Source organism: Erwinia sp. LJJL01, assembly GCF_047300805.2.
GTDB classification, from domain to species: domain Bacteria; phylum Pseudomonadota; class Gammaproteobacteria; order Enterobacterales; family Enterobacteriaceae; genus Erwinia; species Erwinia aphidicola.
In genome coordinates this window covers 168,083-189,600 of the sequence record NZ_CP178576.1, presented here as the reverse complement: position 1 = coordinate 189,600, position 21,518 = coordinate 168,083, and the positions used below count along the sequence as shown (strand labels likewise).

The 21,518-nt window shown below is 51.5% G+C and carries 19 protein-coding genes; 6 read left to right on the top strand and 13 right to left on the bottom strand.

The window, feature by feature from the left end; genetic code table 11:
* Positions 1-8 precede the first annotated feature (8 nt).
* The 7 genes from ACLI4M_RS01755 to ACLI4M_RS01725 form a co-directional block, all read right to left on the bottom strand.
* Positions 9-194, bottom strand: coding sequence for a hypothetical protein (locus ACLI4M_RS01755; protein WP_133623256.1), 186 nt, complete (start codon positions 192-194; stop codon positions 9-11).
* Between the two features lie 58 nt (positions 195-252).
* Positions 253-447, bottom strand: a complete 195-nt coding sequence (locus ACLI4M_RS01750) for a hypothetical protein (RefSeq protein WP_133623257.1) — start codon at positions 445-447, stop codon at positions 253-255.
* Between the two features lie 107 nt (positions 448-554).
* A complete protein-coding gene (locus ACLI4M_RS01745) occupies positions 555-1,220 on the bottom strand; it encodes a hypothetical protein (protein WP_133623258.1) in 666 nt (221 codons plus the stop codon).
* Positions 1,211-2,809, bottom strand: coding sequence for a hypothetical protein (locus tag ACLI4M_RS01740; protein ID WP_133623259.1), 1,599 nt, complete (start codon positions 2,807-2,809; stop codon positions 1,211-1,213). The genes ACLI4M_RS01745 and ACLI4M_RS01740 overlap by 10 nt, the downstream gene beginning before the upstream one ends.
* The gene (locus ACLI4M_RS01735; RefSeq protein WP_133623260.1) at positions 2,806-5,385 is read right to left on the bottom strand and encodes a TcfC E-set like domain-containing protein; all 2,580 of its coding nucleotides are present in this window, start codon (positions 5,383-5,385) and stop codon (positions 2,806-2,808) included. Before ACLI4M_RS01735 ends, ACLI4M_RS01740 begins: the two co-directional genes overlap by 4 nt.
* Before the next feature lie 2 nt (positions 5,386-5,387).
* Entirely contained in the window at positions 5,388-6,080 is a 693-nt protein-coding gene (locus tag ACLI4M_RS01730; protein ID WP_133623261.1) for a fimbria/pilus periplasmic chaperone, read from the bottom strand.
* Positions 6,081-6,173: 93 nt separating this feature from the next.
* Complete coding sequence (locus ACLI4M_RS01725; RefSeq protein WP_336796988.1) at positions 6,174-6,833, bottom strand: common pilus major fimbrillin subunit EcpA; 660 nt, start codon at positions 6,831-6,833, stop codon at positions 6,174-6,176.
* 430 nt (positions 6,834-7,263) lie between these two features.
* Between ACLI4M_RS01725 and ACLI4M_RS01720 the strand changes: the two genes are divergently transcribed.
* The 5 genes from ACLI4M_RS01720 (at position 7,264) to mglC (ending at position 13,143) form a co-directional block, all read left to right on the top strand.
* Positions 7,264-7,926 (top strand): hypothetical protein, encoded by a 663-nt coding sequence (locus ACLI4M_RS01720; protein ID WP_133623262.1) that lies wholly within the window; start codon positions 7,264-7,266, stop codon positions 7,924-7,926.
* A 222-nt stretch (positions 7,927-8,148) separates the two neighbouring features.
* Positions 8,149-9,189 carry an HTH-type transcriptional regulator GalS gene (gene galS, locus ACLI4M_RS01715; RefSeq protein ID WP_133623263.1) on the top strand — a complete coding sequence of 347 codons (1,041 nt, stop codon included), beginning with the start codon at positions 8,149-8,151 and terminating at the stop codon, positions 9,187-9,189.
* A 320-nt stretch (positions 9,190-9,509) separates the two neighbouring features.
* Positions 9,510-10,505, top strand: coding sequence for a galactose/glucose ABC transporter substrate-binding protein MglB (gene mglB, locus ACLI4M_RS01710; protein WP_048915532.1), 996 nt, complete (start codon positions 9,510-9,512; stop codon positions 10,503-10,505).
* A gap of 87 nt (positions 10,506-10,592) precedes the next feature.
* On the top strand, positions 10,593-12,113 hold the full coding sequence (gene mglA, locus ACLI4M_RS01705; RefSeq protein ID WP_133623264.1) for a galactose/methyl galactoside ABC transporter ATP-binding protein MglA: 1,521 nt from the start codon (positions 10,593-10,595) through the stop codon (positions 12,111-12,113).
* Between the two features lie 19 nt (positions 12,114-12,132).
* Positions 12,133-13,143, top strand: a complete 1,011-nt coding sequence (gene mglC, locus ACLI4M_RS01700; RefSeq protein WP_048915534.1) for a galactose/methyl galactoside ABC transporter permease MglC — start codon at positions 12,133-12,135, stop codon at positions 13,141-13,143.
* 147 nt (positions 13,144-13,290) lie between these two features.
* Here the strand turns inward: mglC and sanA are convergent, their stop codons facing one another.
* The 6 genes from sanA to metG form a co-directional block, all read right to left on the bottom strand.
* Positions 13,291-14,004 carry an outer membrane permeability protein SanA gene (gene sanA, locus ACLI4M_RS01695; protein ID WP_048915535.1) on the bottom strand — a complete coding sequence of 238 codons (714 nt, stop codon included), beginning with the start codon at positions 14,002-14,004 and terminating at the stop codon, positions 13,291-13,293.
* A gap of 151 nt (positions 14,005-14,155) precedes the next feature.
* Positions 14,156-15,853, bottom strand: coding sequence for an NAD-dependent malic enzyme (locus tag ACLI4M_RS01690; RefSeq protein WP_048915536.1), 1,698 nt, complete (start codon positions 15,851-15,853; stop codon positions 14,156-14,158).
* Between the two features lie 134 nt (positions 15,854-15,987).
* On the bottom strand, positions 15,988-16,878 hold the full coding sequence (cdd, locus tag ACLI4M_RS01685) for a cytidine deaminase (protein ID WP_133623265.1): 891 nt from the start codon (positions 16,876-16,878) through the stop codon (positions 15,988-15,990).
* A gap of 123 nt (positions 16,879-17,001) precedes the next feature.
* Positions 17,002-17,694 carry a CidB/LrgB family autolysis modulator gene (locus tag ACLI4M_RS01680; protein ID WP_048915538.1) on the bottom strand — a complete coding sequence of 231 codons (693 nt, stop codon included), beginning with the start codon at positions 17,692-17,694 and terminating at the stop codon, positions 17,002-17,004.
* On the bottom strand, positions 17,687-18,082 hold the full coding sequence (locus tag ACLI4M_RS01675; protein WP_048915539.1) for a CidA/LrgA family protein: 396 nt from the start codon (positions 18,080-18,082) through the stop codon (positions 17,687-17,689). The genes ACLI4M_RS01680 and ACLI4M_RS01675 overlap by 8 nt, the downstream gene beginning before the upstream one ends.
* A gap of 82 nt (positions 18,083-18,164) precedes the next feature.
* The gene (gene metG / locus ACLI4M_RS01670; RefSeq protein WP_366521322.1) at positions 18,165-20,246 is read right to left on the bottom strand and encodes a methionine--tRNA ligase; all 2,082 of its coding nucleotides are present in this window, start codon (positions 20,244-20,246) and stop codon (positions 18,165-18,167) included.
* A gap of 132 nt (positions 20,247-20,378) precedes the next feature.
* Here metG and apbC point away from each other — a divergent pair, with 132 nt between their 5' ends.
* A complete protein-coding gene (gene apbC / locus ACLI4M_RS01665; protein WP_133623267.1) occupies positions 20,379-21,491 on the top strand; it encodes an iron-sulfur cluster carrier protein ApbC in 1,113 nt (370 codons plus the stop codon).
* Positions 21,492-21,518: the final 27 nt, after the last annotated feature.

Genomic DNA, 21,518 nt, shown 5'->3' with positions numbered 1-21,518 from the left:
ACTAATGCTTACGCAGAGAGGAAACCAGCAATGAATCCACCTATCAAGCCCATCAGACCAGTGAAGGTCCCGCCCAGTGGGCCAAGGATCTGTGCACCGGTATTATAGGCTTTAGTTGCCCCCTGAAGAGCAGCGCCGAAAGGGTCCCAACCACCTACAATTTCAGTTAACTGGCTTTGCTTAACAGCTTTCATATAATGTCCTTATTAGTTGAAAATTGATATCGTATAAAAGTATATTTCTATCGCAGTACTACTTAAAGCTACCGAAGAATGCACCCAAGAATCCACCGATACCGCATACTGCACCCATTGCAAGACCACCGATAATGCCCATAATTTCAGCGCCAGTGGTGTAGCCCAGTTGAGCACCTTTTACCAGCCCCTCAATTGGGTTCATTGCGCCACCGATAACCGTTGATGCTGAGAACATAGAGACAACTTTCATTTTATTTTCCTTTTGTAAATGAAGGTGAGGTTTTTAATTAAATCAATTAGAGATTTAACTATTTTACTGGCTTAGCTTATTTTTTACAGATTACGGCGTAGCTATAGTTACTTGCTACAGGAGGTGAGTTTAATTATTTTATCTCTAAAGACAAGTATTTTTTTTGACTTGCTGCTGTTTTGATTTATTAGGAAGGTTTCATCAGGGGCGACAAATTTAGAATCAAGATAATTGTTGCTGCAACCTACGGAAGACATATACTTAAAATAGGCATTTCCAGTATTGATTATCTCATTCTTGTTAATCTTATAGCTAAACGCTATCTTAGCGGGTCTGACAATCATAATAGCTTCAACCGCAAGGCGAAAATCAGAGCTGATTTCTCGTTTGCTTGCTGTCCACTTCATCGTCGTTATCGGTGTTTCAGTAAACTTTACCCGATAGTAGCGCTCAATGTTGTCAGTTTTTCCCATATAATAAAACTTAAACCCGGCGCGTTGGCCGGGATTGAGTTCTAACTTTTGGGGGGAGTAAAGAAGAGAACCATCTGAAATAATGGTTTCCTGACCACTCTGTCTGGGGACAGCGACCTGCACCATGCTGACCGTGTAGAGATTTTTCTGCGGGCTACTGTTATGAATAGTGACATAGCGCACCTTTTTATCAGGCATCAGGTCAATATTTAGATTATCCAAAGTCAGGGAAAAAGCACTAAATGGAATAAAATAAAATGCTAAACATAAAAGGCAACGTATTGATTTTTTTATTTCCATGATGCAGAAACCTCAATAGTTCCCTGAGCATTGACTACGCCATCCCAGTAGCCATCGGAATATGTCCTAAGTGAGACAGGGTCATCCATTTGAAACTCAAGAATAAACGGCGTGTGCCACGATTTGAGACCACTAATAGCTGAGTCTCGCCGATTCCACTCCTGCGGAGAGTGATAAGGGTCATCAATATTTATCATTTTACCCGAGCAATTGTGCGCATAGCGTTTTTTGCTATTTCCTACCGTCATGAAACCGGGCACCGGAACCGTGACGGCGCTGGCATCGGCAATACCGCGAAAAAGACAGTAGAGGTGGCCATTTAATGACTGACTATTGCCGGTGACACGTACACTCATCGCCATTGCCGGATCTTCTGCGGTGGTCGTGATGGTGTAAGGGATGGCTATCGGTGCACTGTCACCAATCTTGCCTTTACCACTGCCGGCAAGCCCATCGGGGTCAAGGGTATAGTCGGGGTTGTCTGGCGTAATTTCTACATCTGGTGCAATGGGGCGGATCCCGATACCATCTCCCGGTTTTACACAGAAGTCTGCATTTATCATACTGTAGGGTGCGCTTATACATAATGTCATGATATCAGTCAGATCGCTGGCGTTACCGCCGGTTGCAACCGCAGAAATAAAATCATTGGGAAAGAACATTTTCATGTTGGCAGTCCCGCCATATTTCTGTGGCTGTTCCATAAAATTGTTAGCCAGCTCGGCGGGGGAACCTGTGCTGGCATTCGATAATGCCGTCCATAGTTTTTCATCAAAGGTGTATTCAACGTTTAGCCCTCGCGCGTAATATTTATACAAAATCGGATTAACCTTGGAGGTGCTAAGTGAAAGAGTATATTTCCAGGCGGCTGTTGATTCCCCTCGATAGGTATAACTCATAATACTGCACAACACACCCGGCATAGTATTGCGAGTATATGAGACACAGTTTTTCTTGCTGTCCGCTGTTTTAAGAGTGATCTGTCCACTGATAGGGTCAATTGCAAACTCCAGTCGTTCCAGGTTTGACAAGGTAAAGTCACCTAGCTTATGCACGGTGTTTTTTTGGCTAAACTCGTTGAATTGGTTTCTTACGGAAGTAGTAATAGTTGTATTACTACCTGCTGATAACTGAGCCAGATAGTTGAAGAAAGGTTCGCTTAAAACCAGACCATTTTGGCTATATATCCCCCCCGTCATCACATACTTGAGCGTAATAGATGAATCACTCACGGCAACGGGTTGAGTGAAACCACTGCCGCAGCTGAAGGTACAGCTGCTACCCCTAAACGCCGTGCCCTTAAATCCCTGGATGCTGTAATTCCATACCGGGTCATTATCATAATTGTTTAGTCCGACTTCGGTCAGACTACCAGGAACATAGGTTGCTACGGTTGGTGATTGCTGATCGCTTAAAACAGGCAGGGTGGATGACCCTACCAGTAAACTTGTTCCTCGCGCCAATCCATACAGTGCTGACGTGTTCTCACTGCTTTTCGCTCCCAAGTGATGAAATGCGACGAAGGGGATGGTGCTATCTGACCATGCCATAGTAGAAATTAGAGCCAGAACGTACGTCAGCCATTTCATGATTTATTGCTCCCTTTATCCGAGACGCTAGTATTCGCGACATAGCTATCAGCAGTGCATTTAACATCACCCAACCACTGGGCACCCTGTGTTGATTTAAATTCAAGCGTGATTGAACACACGCTGTTATCTGAAGTTTCAATATCCAGCACAGGCTTAAGGGTATCGACATCGATGACAAAGCGGCCATCACTTTCAGTTTCGGCCAGGCCGAAGCTGTTTTTTATCCTGCGTTTAGCCAAAGAGTGACCGTATTTATCTACCAGCCGACCGAAGACTGTAACGATTTTTTTAACCCTCGGGGTCAAATGGACAACATTCCCTGGATAAAGCGCGACCTTATTTTTATAGCTATCATCAATTTCATAGTTATCTAGCGTGTCAGCACTGTTCATTAATTCAATTTTATAATTGCTGTAAGGAGGCAAAGGGATGTAATTACGATTTCCTTTTAATGGGTATGAACGTCCATCTACATCAAGCATGAGTTTTTCTCCCGACTTCAGCCCGGTATCAATCATCACCCCAGCGTTTGATGTTCCCTTATCCGCCCCAAAGCTCATTCCTGACCATCCAACCGATCCTGCACTGGTCAATGTACCGTTCCATCCTTTGTCATTATCTGTTTGGACGCTGACACTGTTGGCGTTAAATGGCGTGTCAATATCCGCAGTTACGCCACCCGCTACGCTGCGGCTAACATTACCTGAGAAGGATTTCGACATATTTGCTGAAACGCTCTTGAGGTATTCACCCTCGAAACGATGGGTTGCATTGAGATCGAGATTCGTACCGGATTCACGCGAGTGTGATATACCTGCGGAGATGGAATCACCCAGCGGGATTGAGAAATCGAGCATGACGTATCTTTCACGGGAGGTATGACTATGATAACCATAATTACTGCTGTTAGTTGCGACACCCGTACGCAGTCTTACAGAAGCATACCTGCCAGCGTACAGGGCCTGAGAGTAGTCCAGTCGGCGACGTTTATACCCGTAGATCGCATCGCGATCCTCGTTGAAGGTCACGACACCATTTCGAATGAATCCTAAGGACGGCACATTCAGGGAGACTCCCCAGTTGACCCCTTTATTTTCATAAAGCGCAAGAAATCGACCAGTGGACAATCTGCTGTAACTGTACCAGACACTACCTGCGTTATAGGGCAGATTGAGATTTGATCCAACATTGGTACGTGAGCTGCCGTCGCTTGCAGCCATGCCTTGAGTGTTTAAGGATAACCAGGAGATAAGGCGTGTCGATGCTGAAACTTCAGCAATGATGCGGTTACGCAGCATATACCCTGAAGAACTCCACTCCAGCTTGCTATGACTCTTACCCAAAGAAATGCCCAGCAACGAAAGCAGCTGTTTGCGATTTTGTGAAAAATCATCTTCACGATCGAGATTTTTCTTTTCGTTATCATACTGGTTGTTATTGTAGCGGTCGCGGTTATAAGCGCCGCCCCATACTTGCCAGCGCATGCTGTCGCCGACTTCAGCAGAGAATGGCTTATTAATCTGATATACGCTTCTCGATAAGCGATGCCCGCCACTGACCACTTCAATGTCAACGCTGTATATACCGTAAGGCAGGACAGAGGTGTCTATTTCGTGATTGCCCACTGCGAAGCGTTGGATGTTAATCAATTTACCATCGCGATACAGGCGTGCTTCACCTGCCTGCGAGAAAAAAACCACAACTGGAGTGAGCGATAATGTCTTATCACGTTTGCGTGAGCTAGCTGCATTACCTAATGAAAAACCATAGATATCGCCGCCATCTAAGGCGGTGACGTTACCGACAGACTGCATACTCCAGGAGTCCAGCGCACCAGCAGCATATCTCATCCCTTTGTAATCACGCTCCCATAACGCGGCATTGATTCTGCCACTTCGGTCGGACGAAATGCTGTTGCCCACATACATTGAACCATTGAGAATGAAATGTTGTGCTCCCAGTGAAGTGGTGCTGTTAGCGTTAAGATAGCCGGAGTTGGTGTTCAGTCCCTGTGAAGTATTATTGCTATAACCGCCAAAGTTATATGAGATAGTGCCACTTAAGCTTTCGTTCGAGGGAGCATCCATGTCGAACTGGCGCGGACGGGTTACAACACCAAACCCTTGCTGTTGTATATGAAGTATTAATCTCATTTTGCTAACGTCCAGGCTGAACCATGCCCATGGTGTAACCGATAAATTTAGTTTATCATCGAAGTATTTGTTGTTAATCCCGTCAAACTGGTTAATTAAGTTAGTGGATAATTTGATGTTGTTATCATCGTTAACGGAAGTTTGAATGTTTCTAAGGCCCAGCTTATCATGCTCGCTAAATAATATAGTCTTGCCAATCGAGACATAGCACTCCTCACCACAAGCTTTAGAATCGGAGGGGTTGGCAGCATTATCCAGCATTATGGGTATTTCTAAACCGGACTCCATCATGCTGTATAGTGCTGCAGGGAATCGGTAATGACCAATTACATGAGATTTCTCAGGGTTATCCATTGCCGATGCTGTGGATGAAAAAATCGCCCATGCAATTAGGCTATAGAGTTGGTTTTTTTTATTCATTTTTAAAAGTTGTTATTCTTGTCAACATAAATAAATTTACCAATATCCCATATGCCTATGTATGACTCTTTTGCTGCAACATCTACCGTCGGGAACAGATAAGTTTTTCCTGGAGGGACATAAAACGCATCGCGACAATCTTTTTTCTTATCAAGCATTGGTTTTTTCTGGCAGGGGCCATTTGCTGTAATTCGCCATGAAACGTTTCCGGTATTGCTGATTTGGCCATTTTGATATTTGAAATCAAGATTTTTGTTTCGCGGTTGTACCACCAGAATTGTGCTGATCACTGCTCTGGTAAGAGCCTGAGCTTGTTTTCCGGTCTGTTCGGTAGCGTTATCCGAAACAGGTTCATCGGTAAAAGTAAGCCGATAATAGCGTTCGGTATTATCTGATTTACCCTGATAGTATATCTTTACTAAATTTCTTGAATCAGCTGGCATGATCATACGCGTAGGCGTTATCAGTAATTCTGATGGACTATCAAAATTAATCACCTCTCCGGAAGAGTAGGGGGAGTTTATTCTTTGTGCGAAAATTTTGACAAGACGACCTGTGTCTGTTTCATTTGATAACTGCTTAGCCACCAGTTGCTTATCAGCTGGGATAATAGTGGTGACACTTCCAACATTTAATGCATTTGCTGCCAGTGGTAAGATGAAAGCAGCCAATGCAAAAGCACGATATTTGATCATATTACTTTCCCTGTGGTAATTGCAGGGGCAAGTCCCTGCCCCTGCAAGTTATTCTCTTATTGGTTTAAATGGCTTACATTAAATTAATTAAGGTTAAGGTGCAGCTGGAGCTTCCCAGGTTGCACGGAATGCCACAGCCACTTCACCCTGCCACATTCCATCAGGAAGAGTAGACATATCCGTCGTCTTGGCAATACCATCAGCGCTGGCGTTAACTACGCTGAATTTGAAGTTGTCGCGTGCAGATACCACGGTGTCGGCTGAACCTTTCTCCTGCGACAGATTCCACAGTGCACTGCCGGTACCAATATCTTTACCTGAATCAATCAGCGTGGTCCAGTTGCTATTAGCACCAACGCCTTGATCGGTACCGCCTGCGCTGGAGCCTAATAAACTACTACCGAAAGAGCCACCCACTTGCAGCGTACTTTTACCACCCATTTGACGTAAGGTGTTATTACCGTCATCAATTCGTGCTTCAAGCTTAAAGCTTTTCGCGCTGGAGTGGTCGCCTTTAATGGCAACATCAAAGGTCCCAATATCCTGGTTAAAGCTTTTGGTGCTCGGAGAGTATTTAAATACCAGTGCTCTCATTGGGGTTACCACCAGTTCACTTGTCGTATCTTTGCTGGCTTCAGCTTGCCAGACTGCTGTTGCGGTCACTGTTTTATCTGCCGGGTCTGCAGAATAACTCACGTTGGAGAGAGTCATTGCAACGACAGCGAGCGGAAGTGCGGCGTAAATTTTTTTCATATTAAATCCTTTTGGGTTGAAGTGGCATGCTGTTCCAGACATGCGCGTCAATACTAAAGTGATTATTTTTCTAAGGCAAACATTAGTAGCTAGGATTTTTTCTCAATTTAAGGGTTTCTCCTAATGTAATTATCAGGCAATAAGTCAACTGTGGCCGTTTTTTCTCTTCGTTACTATAGATTTGTATTAAGTTAATCAATTTTAATCTGAATATGAGTGTTATCTTAGTTGCGTAAGCGAGCATTAAGATAACCCATGCCTAAAGAGATCGAGGTTTTTTGTTATTAAGTGCTTTCTGCCTGACTATGAAAGTAGAGTGCACATATTTAATAACTTACTATGGCAATTGATGGTCTCTGGCTTTTTTCTGATTTTTCTTGTGATACGGTGGTCTGGTAAAAGTTTATTAATGCTAATTGGTTAACTTAGCATGTCAAATGTACTTTTTTATGGAGGTGAAAATAAAAAAATGGAAGCAGAAACAAAAATGGAAATTAATGTTGCCGTCATTGATGCGTGTGTTTTCACTCAATTAGCTCTCAGCCATATTTGCATGGAGCTGAATGCCAACATTATCATGTCGAACTTCTGTACGCTGAATGCGTTTATTGAGGCCTCTTTAACCCAAAATCATGATATGGTTTTTTATGACGTGCTGAGTTCCGATGAGATACTCATCGACCTTGACAGTGATATAGCGCGCATCAAGCGGGCTAATCAAGACTGCAAAGTTTTTAATTTTTCAATCATAAATGAATACATGCCCACATTATCTGCAGATTTTTCGCTTAGTAAAGGAGTCAAAATTGGCTGCGTGCGAGCGCTGATTAACAGTGTATTGGTTAAATCACCTTCCCGTGTGAGCGCAGGTTATCAGGCGCTGACTAAAAAAAATCGAAAACTTAACCAGCAGCAGATAAGTGTATTACGCGGCTATTTATACAATCTTCATACTAAAGAGATTGCCAGAGCACTTGACTGTAATCCACGAAGAATTTATGCATTGTGGCAGCAGGTGGTAAAACTTTTTGGTGCCAGCAAGCACGACCAACAGCAATTCTACCGGCATATTGGTCGACTAATCGATCCCTGAATGCGGGGTAAACCTCTGACTAATTGGACCAGGCGGGACATCCCTCACATAGTGTCCCACAGGATAATGATATCCATCACAAAGGTTATAAATTTGTATGTAACCGTTTTCAGAGCTGTGACGCAATTCACGCAGCCAGGCTTTGAAGACTGACAGAATAGACTCCAGAATGCGTCTGTCAGGAAGGGCTATGCAAAACTTATACTTCAGCGGTAATCGCTCATGATTACTATTCGTGATGTGGCACGTGAAGCGGGCGTGTCGGTAGCGACCGTGTCGCGCGTGCTCAACAACAGCGCATCGGTCACGGGCGACACGCGGGATACGGTGCTGAAAACCGTGGAACGGCTGGGCTACCGGCCCAACGCCAACGCGCAGGCGCTGGCCACCCAGGTTAGCGACACCATCGGTGTTGTCGTGATGGACGTTTCCGATCCCTTCTTTGGCGCGCTGGTCAAAGCGGTGGATACCGTGGCCCAGCGTCTGCACAAGCATGTCCTTATCAACAACTCCTATCATCAGGCGGATAAAGAGCGCCACGCGATTGAAGTTCTGATCCGTCAGCGCTGTAACGCCCTGATCGTCCATGCAAAAGCGTTGTGCGATGCCGAGCTGGGGTCCCTGATGCAGCAGGTGCCGGGCATGGTTCTGGTCAACCGGATTATCCCCGGTTTTGCTCACCGCTGCGTCTGCCTCGATAACGTTAGCGGGGCGCTGATGGCGATGCGTATGCTGCAACAGCATGGTCATCAGCGCATTGGCTACCTGGGTTCTGCCCACCCCATCGAAGATAACGATCAGCGCCGTGACGGCTGGTCGCAGGCGCTGACAGAGCAGGGGATTGTTCCGGTCGACAGCTGGTGCGCCAGCGGCGAACCCGACTTACAGGGCGGGGAAGCGGCGATGGTGGAGCTGCTGGGGCGTAATCTGCATCTGACCGCCGTCTTCGCCTATAACGACAGCATGGCCGCCGGCGCTTTAGCCGCGCTGAAAGACAACGGCATTGCGGTGCCGCAGCAGCTATCAGTGGTGGGCTTCGATGATATTCCTATTTCGCGCTATACCGACCCGCAGCTGAGCACCGTGCGCTATCCGATTGTTTCCATGGCAAAACTGGCGACCGAACTGGCGTTAAAAGGGGCGGCTGGCGAGCTGGATAGCAGTGCTGAGCACTGCTTTATGCCTACTCTTGTGCGTCGCCATTCGGTGGCCGTGCGGCAAAATGTGGCGGCCGTCACTAACTCAGGCGAATCTGGGATGTAACCGTTTCCAATCTGTGAGTAAATTCACAGTTAATTAACAGGGCCTTCTCTATGATGGCAGCGTCCTGCAGGGTTTGAAACATTATGTAACGGAGAGAGCGCCCCTGATAGCTCTCTTCTTACTGCCCTGTGAAACACTTTCACACACAGTAACTGGAAAGCATTTCCGTACAGGGAAGTCGGGTTTGATGTTTTAGAACGTCGGCTGTGCGCAACATCGATTTAACACTATCGACGCGCCGCCACCAACTGGATGCTGCGTGTTGTCCTGATAGCCGACACGCGGCGTTGAGTACTACCCTACAAAAAACCGGAGATACCATGAATAAGAAGGTTTTCACTCTCAGCGCCCTGGTGGCCACCATGCTGTTTGGCGCCACTGCTCATGCTGCTGACACCCGTATCGGCGTAACTATTTATAAGTATGACGACAACTTTATGTCGGTGGTGCGTAAGGATATCGAGAAAGAAGCCAAAAACAGCCCGGACGTTCAGCTGTTGATGAATGACTCGCAGAACAGCCAGTCTACCCAGAACGACCAGGTCGACGTTATGGTTGCTAAGGGCGTTAAGGCGATGGCCATCAACCTGGTTGACCCGGCTGCGGCTGCGGTGGTGATTAGCAAAGCGAAAGCTAATGATATCCCGGTGGTGTTCTTCAACAAAGAGCCATCGGCAAAAGCACTGGCCAGCTATGACAAAGCCTATTACGTCGGGACTGACTCCAAAGAGTCTGGCGTGAAGCAGGGCGAACTGATCGAGAAGCAGTGGAAAGCGAACGCGGCATGGGACCTGAACAAAGATGGTCAGATCCAGTTCGTGCTGCTGAAAGGCGAGCCGGGCCACCCGGATGCTGAAGCGCGTACCAAGTATGTGATCGAGACGCTGAATAAAGATGGCCTGAAAACTCAGCAGCTGCATATGGATACCGCGATGTGGGATACCGCTCAGGCGAAAGACAAAATGGACGCCTGGCTGTCCGGCCCGAACGGTAACAAAATCGAAGTGGTTATCGCTAACAACGATGCAATGGCGATGGGTGCGGTAGAAGCCCTGAAAGCCCACAACAAATCTTCTGTACCGGTGTTCGGTGTAGATGCGCTGCCAGAAGCACTGGCGATGGTGAAATCCGGTGCGATGGCCGGTACTGTACTGAATGATGCTGAAAACCAGGCTAAAGCCACCTTCGATATGGCGAAAAACCTGGCAGCGGGTAAACCTGCTACCGAAGGCACCAACTATAAGCTGGACGGCAAAGTGGTTCGCGTTGCCTATGTTCCAGTCGATAAAGAGAATCTGTCTCAGTTCGTCAAATAAGTATCACCTGATGCGGGCGCTGCGGCGCCTGTATTCAGGCGTTGAGTCAGGGTGACCTGACTCTACACCACTCATCCAGGTAGACATATGGGCAGTGATAACGTGCAAACACAGCGCGAATATTTGCTGGAAATGACTGATGTCAGTAAGTCATTCCCCGGTGTTAAAGCGCTCGATAATGTAAATTTAAAAGTCCGTCCACACTCTATTCACGCCTTGATGGGGGAGAATGGCGCGGGGAAATCGACGCTATTAAAATGCCTGTTTGGCATTTACAGTAAAGATACGGGGAGCATTCTTTTTCAGGGTGAGGAAGTTAATTACAAAAGCTCTAAAGAAGCGCTGGAAAATGGCGTTTCAATGGTGCATCAGGAATTAAACCTCGTTCTGCAACGTACCGTTATGGACAATATGTGGCTCGGGCGTTATCCGAGAAAAGGCTTCTTCGTCGATCAGGATAAAATGTATCGCGATACCAAAGCCATTTTCGACGAGCTGGATATTGATATCGATCCGCGCGACAAGGTGATCAATCTCTCTGTATCCCAGATGCAGATGATCGAAATCGCGAAAGCGTTCTCCTATAATGCCAAAATTGTCATTATGGATGAGCCAACGTCATCGCTGACCGAAAAAGAAGTGAACCATCTGTTCACGATTATTCGTAAGCTGAAAGATCGCGGCTGCGGCATTATCTATATCTCGCACAAGATGGAAGAGATTTTCCAGCTGTGTGACGAAATCACCATCCTGCGCGACGGCCAGTGGATTGCCACTCAGTCGCTGGAAGGGCTGGATATGGATAAGATCATCTCAATGATGGTTGGGCGCTCGCTCAATCAGCGTTTCCCGGATAAAGCCAACGTGCCGGGGGAAACCATTCTTGAGGTGCGCAACCTGACATCGCTGCGCCAGCCGTCGATCCGTGATATCTCCTTTGACCTGCGTAAAGGCGAGATCCTCGGCATTGCGGGCCTGGTTGGGGCGAAACGAACCGATATCGTGGAAACGCTGTTTGGTATTCGCGAGAAGTCCGCCGGTACTATTCGCCTGCACGGTAAAGCGATCAATAACCACAGTGCCAATGAAGCCATCAACCACGGTTTTGCCCTGGTGACCGAAGAGCGCCGCTCAACCGGGATTTATGCGTACCTGGATATCGGTTTTAACTCACTGATCTCCAATATTAAGAAATATAAAAACAGTATTGGCCTGCTGGATAATAGCCGCATGAAGAGCGATACCCAGTGGGTGATTGACTCCATGCGGGTGAAAACACCGGGGCACCACACGTCCATCGGTTCTTTATCCGGTGGTAACCAGCAAAAGGTCATTATCGGCCGCTGGTTATTAACCCAGCCGGAAATATTGATGCTCGATGAACCTACGCGCGGTATTGACGTGGGGGCGAAATTTGAAATCTATCAGTTGATTTCAGAGCTGGCGAAGAAGGATAAGGGGATTATTATTATCTCTTCTGAAATGCCAGAGTTGTTAGGGATTACCGACAGGATTCTGGTAATGAGTAATGGCCTGGTTGCAGGCATTGTCGAAACAAAAACGACTACGCAAAACGAAATATTGCGTTTGGCATCGTTGCACCTTTAATGATGTAAGGGCTGTTACTATGAATGCAGTGAATAAGAAAAGTGCGCTCACCTTTTTAAAAGAGGGCGGGATTTATGTGGTGCTGCTGGTATTGCTGGCGATCATTATTATCCAGGATCCAACATTCTTAAGCTTAATGAATCTGAGTAATATTCTGACTCAGTCTTCCGTTCGCGTGATTATCGCACTCGGTGTGGCCGGGCTGATTGTTACTCAGGGCACGGACCTGTCAGCAGGGCGTCAGGTTGGCCTTGCAGCGGTGGTGGCAGCAACGCTGCTGCAGGCGATGGACAATGCGAACAAGGTGTTCCCGCACCTGGAAACTCTGCCGATTGCGGCGGTGATTGCGATTGTCTGCGCCATTGGTGCGGTGATTGGCCTGGTTAACGGCCTGATTATTGCCTATCTGAAGGTGACACCGTTTATCACCACGCTGGGCACCATGATTATCGTTTACGGTATTAACTCACTGTATTACGACTTTGTGGGTGCTTCGCCGGTGGCGGGCTTTGACGAGAAGTTTTCAACCTTTGCTCAGGGCTTCCTGCGCTTTGGTGACTTCAAGCTCTCTTACATAACCTTCTACGCGATTATCGCCATCTTCCTGGTGTGGATCCTGTGGAACAAAACGCGCTTTGGTAAAAACATCTTCGCTATCGGCGGTAACCCGGAAGCGGCGAAAGTCTCTGGCGTTAACGTGCCGTACAACCTGATTCTGGTGTACGCGCTGTCCGGCGTGTTCTACGCCTTCGGCGGCATGCTGGAAGCCGGGCGCATCGGTTCTGCTACCAATAACCTCGGCTTTATGTATGAGCTGGATGCGATTGCGGCTTGCGTGGTCGGCGGTGTGTCGTTTGCCGGTGGTGTGGGTACGGTAGCGGGCGTGGTAACCGGGGTTATCATCTTTACGGTGATCAACTACGGCCTGACCTATATCGGCGTTAACCCTTACTGGCAGTACATTATTAAGGGCGGCATCATCATCTTCGCCGTGGCGCTGGATTCGCTTAAGTACGCACGTAAGAAGTAATTCTCCTGAGCTGACGGGGTGACCGAAAAAGAAGGTCAACCCCTACAAGTGGCAGAAGATCGCGTAGGGGCCGACCGCTTTTTGGGTCGGCCCTTTTTATTTCGGAAACAGGCTGATAACACGCACACGGGATTTAACGCTTAAGCCTTATCTCTTCTGCTGGATCTCCAGCAGCTGCTCTGGCGTCACCGCCGGGTAGCTCTGCGCATCTTCCGGCACTTCGTGTACGGCGGGGATCGGCACCAGCGGTCCGAGGAAGCGCGGTTCACGCTTCATCAGGTACAGGTCCGCCAGCGCGCCGAGGCGGGCGCCGACTTCACGCATACGCACGCTCAGCATATTCTTGGGTGATGGCACCGCATAGCACTGCGCCTGAATGCCCATATGGAGGGCGATAAACAGCGCACGCTCGCAGTGGAAGCGCTGGGTGATGATAATAAAGTCGTTGGTATCAAAGACCTTACGCGTGCGCACAATCGAATCGAGGGTGCGGAAACCGGCATAGTCCAGCACGATATCGGATGGCTCAACGCCTGCGGCGATCAGGTCGCGGCGCATGGTCATGGGCTCGTTGTAGCTCTGTAACGCGTTATCCCCGCTCAGCAGCAGATAGTTCACCTTGCCGCTGTTGTAGGCGTTCAACGCGCCCTGCATGCGGTAGAGATAATACTGATTGATTACCCCGGTGCGATAATATTTCGCGGTGCCCAGGACCACGCCAACCTGACGGTGCGGCAGCGTTTTCAGATCGTCATATATATAGGGTGCCGTTTTCCAGCTGATCCAGCGGTCCAGGCCAAGCGCGGCCATCACCATCAGGGCGACGATGATAATCAGACCATAAATCAGGCGTTTCAACATGCTGGACGGCGCTCGGGTTGGCAATCAAAAGAGAATTCAAGGCTACTTGAGGCAGGGGAGTGAAGCAAGTGACAGTGCGTCGGATGGCGGGATTTCGCACAAATAACCGGGCGCAATGCTGCACCCGGCTATCAAGTGAGGGTTCAGACGATCAAATTGAGGTGCGGCGGTAATTACGATACTGCGGCAGCCAGAAGTTGGCGGCGATGGCTTTCGACAGTACATCTTCAGAAGTCACCACGGCAACGCCGGCCAGCTGTGCGGCTTTACCGACCGCCATTGCGATCACTTTCGACACGCCCTGAATGTCCTTCACTTCAGGCAGCACCGGGCCGCTGCCCTCGTTCGCCAGCGGGGAACAGTCGGCCAGCGCGCGGCTGGCCGCCATCAGCATGCTGTCAGTGACGCGGGTCGCGCCAGAGGCAATCACGCCAAGCCCAATACCCGGGAAGATATAGGAGTTATTGCACTGTGCGATAGGGTAGGTTTTATCCTTCCAGCTCACCGGGGAGAACGGACTGCCGGTGGCGACCAGCGCATTGCCGTCGGTCCACGCCATAATATCCTGCGGCGTTGCTTCCACGCGTGAAGTCGGGTTCGACAGCGGCATAATGATCGGGCGTGCGCAGTGCTTATGCATCTCGCGCACGATCTCTTCGCTGAACAGGCCCGGCTGGCCGGAAACACCGATCATAATACTTGGCTGCGCGTTACGCACCACGTCGAGCAGCGACAGCGAATCGCTGCTGCTGTCCCAGCCGCTCAGGCCGTCGCTCTTCTGCACCAGCTTGCTCTGGAAGTTAAGCAGATTTGGCAGTTTGTCGGTCAGCAGGCCAAAGCGGTCGACCATAAATACGCGCCCGCGCGCCTCTTCGTCGCTGAGCCCTTCAGACTTCATCTGCGCGACGATCTGCTCGGCGATGCCGCAACCCGCGGAACCGGCACCAAGGAACACCACCTTCTGCTCGCACAGCCTGCTGCCCGCGGCGCGGCTGGCGGCGATCAGCGTACCCAGCGTCACCGCTGCGGTGCCCTGGATATCATCGTTAAAGCAGCACACTTCGTCGCGATAGCGCTCCAGCAGCGGCATGGCATTCTTCTGCGCGAAGTCCTCAAACTGCAGCAGCACGTTCGGCCAGCGGCTCTTGACAGCGTTGATGAACTCGTTGACGAACGCGTCATACTCTTCGCCGGTGATGCGCGGATGGCGCCATCCCATATACAGCGGGTCGTTCAGCAGCTGCTGATTGTTGGTGCCGACATCCAGCACCACCGGCAGGGTATACGCCGGGCTGATGCCGCCACAGGCGGTGTACAGCGACAGCTTACCGATAGGAATGCCCATGCCGCCGATGCCCTGGTCGCCCAGGCCAAGGATGCGCTCGCCGTCGGTGACCACGATCACCTTCACGTTTTGCTTGGTGGCGTTTTGCAGCATGTCTTCAATGCTGGAGCGGTTCGGGTAGGAGATAAACAGGCCGCGCGCGCGGCGGTAGATTTCGGAGAAGTGCTCACAGGCCGCGCCCACGGTCGGGGTGTAAATAATTGGCATCATCTTTTCCAGATGATTGTCCAGCAGGCGGTAGAACAGCGTTTCGTTAGTGTCCTGAATATTGCGCAGGTAGACGTGCTTATCGTTATCGTTTTTAAAGTCCTGGAACTGGCGCCATGCACGCTCAGCCTGCTCCTCAATGGTTTCCACCGTTTCTGGCAGCAGACCATTCAGGTTGAAGTCATTACGCTCTTCAATGGAGAACGCACTGCCTTTGTTCAGAAGGGGAAATTCCAGCAGGATAGGGCCGGCATAGGGGATATACAGCGGTCGTTTACTTTCGTATTCGAGTTCCATGCAATTAATACTCTGTCAGGTGTCAGGATCGGAAGTGTCGTGGCGCCAATCCTAAAATAATTCATCTGAAAGTACAGCTTTTGTTAACAAGTAATAACAAAAGCTGCGATCCTCCTCGACGAACAGAGGCTTTGTTACGCTTTAACCAGAGCAACGACGCTGAGATTACCGCAGCCGAGGGCAGCCAGGGTGGCGGCGGTGGCATTCTGCTGGCTCAGCTTCGCCTGCGGGGATTCAGCCAGTACTGCACGCTGAATGGTATTCAGGCTGTGCCCTGCCAGGTTCAGCAGGTTCAGTGCCCCCTGCAACGGCGGCAGGCCAGGGTTAAAGGCGGCATTTTCCGCGTAGCTTCCGGCGAAGATACCCCCCTCAGCCGTCTCCAGCGCCACGCCGCTGTAAGCCTGGCTGTAAGGGGCATGGCTGCGGTTGGCGGCATTCAGGGCGGCCTGCTCCAGCGTATCACCCGAAGCGACGATGCCGTGATCGACGGCATCCATCAGCAGGGTGGTGATCGCCAGGTCGCGCGGGCCGAAAGAGTCCGGCAGATAGTGGCCCAGCGTTGCGGCAGCGCGGCCGGGCAGTTCAATCGTCAGCTGCGTTCCGCTGTTCAGCTCGTTCATAAACTGGCGGCAGTGGCCGCACGGCGTGTAGTTGACGGTTACCGAGGCCAGCGCGCTTTCCCCGCGCAGCCAGGCATGGGTGACCGCGCTCTGTTCGGCATGCACCGTCTGCTGCATGGTGGCCCCGGCAAATTCCATATTGGCACCAAACCACAGCGTGCCGCTGGCTCCGCGCGCAATCGCCCCCACTTTAAAATCAGACAGGGTGGCGACGGCGCAGGCCGCCGCCAGCGGCAGCAGGGCAAAGGCCAGCTCGCTGTCGCTGTAACCGCAGTGCTGTTTTAACTGGTGTGCCTGGCTGGCAGTGATAAATCCGGCAAAGTCGTCAGCAGATAATATCGGCTGCAAAGCGCTCTGTAACAGGGTAGGCAGCGTGGCAAATGCCTGCTGATAACGTGGGTGCATAGTAAGCCTCTCGCAAAAAGCCGCCCGTGCTAGCGGGCCGGCAGCCATTTATATGTGATCTGAATCGCTCTATCAATGCAATACATGAAAACGATCAACAAATTGCGAGACTTATCGCAAGTTTTATCCCCACAGCGCCATCAGCAGCGGGAAAATAAACGGCGCCAGCAGGGAAGTGATAATCCCGCACAGTACCAGCGCCAGCGAACTGAATGCGCCCTCCTGATAGTCCACTTCAGCAGCGCGAGCGGTGCCAAGAGCGTGTGATGCATTACCAATCGCCAGCCCGCGCGCCGCTTTACTGCGCACCTTCAGTAGGTTCAGCAGCATATGGCCGAACACCGCGCCGAGCACCCCGGCCAGCAGCACGCAGATGGCGCTGATCGCCGGGATGCCGCCCAGCGTGCCGGAGACTGCCATCGCAATCGGCGTGGTGACCGATTTCGGCAGCAGGGTAGCGGCGATCTGCGGCGTTGCGCCCAGCCACAGCGCAATCGCGGTGCCGGAGATCATCGCCGTCAGGCTGCCGATAAAGCATACGCTGATAATCGATTTCCAGCGTGCGCGGATCTGATGCATCTGCTCATACAGCGGCAGCGCCAGCGCTACCACGGCCGGTTGCAGCAGGTCATTGAGCAGCTTGCTGCCCTGAAAGTAGCGCGTATAGGGCAGCTGCAGCAGCAAAAGTAGCGGAATAATCACCGCCATGGCGATCAGCAGCGGATTGACGATCGACACTTTCACTTTTGCCGCCAGCCTTCGCGCCGCGAAGAACACCGCAATGGTCAGCGGTAGCGACCACCAGATATCACTCATTTTCGCCTCCCGCTCGCTGGATGTGGCGATCGTTGAGGCGCTGCGAAATCAGGCCGACGGTCACCAGTACAATCAGGGTGCTGACAATGCAGGAGAGCACAATTGGGGCAAACTGGGCGGTGAGAATATCCATATCGTTCATCACGCCGACGCTGATCGGCACGAACAGCAGCGCCATATAGCGGATCAGCAGATGACAGCCGGGTTTCACCCAGTGAACGGGCAGCAGCTGTGAAGCGAGCAGGGCAAACAGCAGCAGCATACCGAGAATGCTACCGGGGATGGCGACGGGCAACAGCGTTTCAATGCCGCGACCGGCAAAAAGACAGAGGTAGATTATGAAGAAGGCGCGGAGGTATTGCCATAAAACAAGCGGAACGTTGCGCATGGTCGGCCCCAGGATTGAACGACAATCGCCGTAGGGGTCAGGCATGCCTGACCCGGGCGGGGCATGCCCCGCCCCTACGAAGTTACTTAACCGCCTGGCCTGGCTGTGCGCCGCTGTCAGGGCTGAGCAGGAAGATATCCTTCCCGCCAGGACCGGCTGCCATCACCATTCCTTCCGAGATGCCAAAGCGCATTTTACGCGGCGCCAGGTTCGCTACCATCACCGTCAGGCGGCCGACCAGCAGCGCCGGGTCAGGATAGGCGGCGCGGATGCCGGAAAACACGTTGCGCTTCTCGCCGCCGAGATCCAGCGACAGGCGCAGCAGCTTGTCAGAACCTTCAACGAACTCGGCATTCTCAATCAGCGCGATACGCATATCAACTTTGGCGAAGTCGTCAAAGCTGATGGTTTCAGCGATCGGGTCGTCCGCCAGCGGGCCGCTAGCCGGTGCTTTTGCCGCCGCGGCATCTTCTTTCGAGGCTTCAATCAGGCCGTTAACCTTGTCCATTTCAACGCGGTTATACAGCGCCTTGAACGCCGAAATGTTGTGGCTCAGCAGCGGCTGCTGAATGCCGTCCCAGCTCAGTTCCTGATTCAGGAAGGCTTCGGTGCGCTCGGCCAGCGAAGGCATCACCGGCTTCAGCCAGGTCATCAGCACGCGGAACATATTGATGCCCATTGAACAGATCGCCTGTAGATCGGCATCGCGGCCTTCCTGCTTCGCCACTACCCACGGAGCCTGCTCGTCAACATAGCGGTTGGCCACGTCGGCCAGCGCCATGATTTCGCGGATGGCACGGCTAAATTCACGGCTGGTCCAGGCTTCGCCAATGCTCTCAGCGGCATCAGTAAAGGTTTTGTACAGCGCCGGGTCGGCCAGTTCAGCAGACAGCTGGCCGCCAAAGCGTTTGTTGATGAAACCGGCATTGCGCGAGGCCAGGTTCACCACCTTGTTTACGATGTCCGCATTAACGCGCTGCACGTAATCTTCCAGATTGAGGTCGATATCGTCGATACGCGAAGAGAGCTTGGCCGCGTAGTAGTAGCGCAGGCTGTCGGCATCCAGGTGCTGCAACCAGGTGCTGGCCTTAATAAAGGTGCCGCGCGATTTAGACATTTTCGCGCCGTTGACCGTGACATAGCCGTGCACAAACAGGTTGGTAGGCTTGCGGAAATTGCTGCCTTCCAGCATCGCCGGCCAGAACAGGCTGTGGAAGTAGACGATGTCCTTGCCGATGAAGTGGTACAGCTCGGCGTCCGAATCTTTCTTCCAGAAGTCGTCAAAGTTGATGTCGCCACGCTTATCACACAGGTTCTTGAACGAGCCCATGTAACCGATGGGGGCATCCAGCCAGACGTAGAAGTATTTGCCCGGCGCACCGGGAATTTCGAAGCCGAAGTAGGGGGCATCGCGCGAGATATCCCACTGCTGCAGGCCGGATTCAAACCACTCCTGCATCTTATTCGCCACCTGCTCCTGCAGCGCGCCGGAGCGCGTCCACGCCTGCAGCATGGCGCTGAACTCTGGCAGGTCAAAGAAGAAGTGCTCAGAGTCACGCATCACCGGCGTGGCGCCAGAAATCACCGATTTCGGGTCGATCAGTTCGGTCGGGCTGTACGTGGCCGAGCACACTTCACAGTTGTCGCCGTACTGATCCGGAGATTTACATTTCGGGCAGGTGCCTTTAACAAAACGGTCCGGCAGGAACATGCCTTTTTCCGGATCGTAGAGCTGAGAGATGGTACGGTTCTTAATAAAACCGTTCTCTTTCAGACGAGTATAGATAAGCTCAGACAGCTCACGGTTCTCTTCGCTGTGCGTCGAGTGGTAGTTGTCATAGCTGATTTCGAAACCGGCAAAGTCGGTCTGATGTTCCTGACTCATCTCGGCAATCATCTGCTCCGGCGCAATACCCATCTGCTGAGCTTTCAGCATGATTGGCGTACCGTGTGCGTCATCGGCACAGATGAAGTAAACCTGATTGCCGCGCATTCGCTGGTATCGGACCCAAATATCTGCCTGGATATGCTCGAGCATGTGGCCGAGATGGATGGAGCCGTTAGCGTACGGCAGTGCGCACGTTACCAAAATTTTTTTCGCGACTTGAGTCATAGTGAGACTTAGCTCATACCTGTTGAAAAAGGGGTTTAGATGGTAACCGATTGCCGGACCCTGCGTAAACAAGGGCTTCTACTGCCCGAGGATTTTTCCAGCGGCTAAGGTCAGTACATGGCAGATCTGATATGCTTAAACGCAGATATCGAACAAAACCACCAGCAATATCAAGGAACCGAGATGACTTCACAATCCAGGGGGCATCACTCCCCCGAGGCGCTGCGTGCTATCGTGATGGGCGTGCTGACGACGTTTGAACACCCCACTCTGCAGCACAACCTCACGACGTTGAAGGCGTTACGCCACTGCGCGCTGATGGATAATACGCTGCATATCGAATTGGGCATGCCGTTTGTCTGGCAAAGCCCGTTTGAGGAGCTGAAAGCTTCGCTCAGCGCCGAGCTGCTGCGCCTGACCCGAGCTACCGCGATTAACTGGCGCTTAACGCTGGATGTCGCCACGCTGCAGCGGGTGAAAAACCGCCCGGGCACCAACGGCGTGAAAAATATTATCGCCATCAGCTCCGGCAAGGGCGGGGTGGGGAAATCGACCACGGCGGTGAATCTGGCGCTGGCGCTGGCCGCGGAAGGGGCGAAAGTGGGTTTGCTGGATGCGGATATCTACGGCCCGTCGATCCCGGACATGCTGGGCGTGGAAGATCAGCGCCCGACCTCACCGGACGGCACGCATATGGCGCCGATCGTGGCGCACGGCCTGGCAACCAACTCGATTGGCTACCTGGTCAGCGAAGATAACGCCATGGTGTGGCGCGGCCCGATGGCCAGCAAGGCGCTGATGCAGCTGCTGAATGAAACGCTGTGGCCGGAGCTGGATTACCTGATCCTCGATATGCCGCCAGGCACCGGAGACATCCAGCTGACGCTGGCGCAGAACGTGCCGGTGACCGGGGCGATAGTGGTCACCACACCGCAGGATATTGCGCTGTTGGATGCGCGCAAGGGCATTGTGATGTTCGAGAAGGTCAACGTTCCGGTACTGGGCGTGGTGGAAAATATGAGCATGCATATCTGTAGCCAGTGCGGCCATCATGAACCGATCTTTGGCACCGGCGGGGCGGAGAAGCTGGCGGCGCAGTATCACACCCGGCTGCTGAGTCAGATGCCGCTGCACATCAGCCTGCGCGAAGACCTCGATGCTGGTGAGCCAACCGTGGTGCGCCGACCGGACAGTGAGTTTACGCGCCTTTACCGCCAGCTGGCGAACGCCGTGGCGGCCCAGCTTTACTGGCAGGGCGACGTTATCCCGCAGGATATCGCCTTCCGCGCGCTGTAATTCTCTATCTTTGTAGGGGGCCGACCT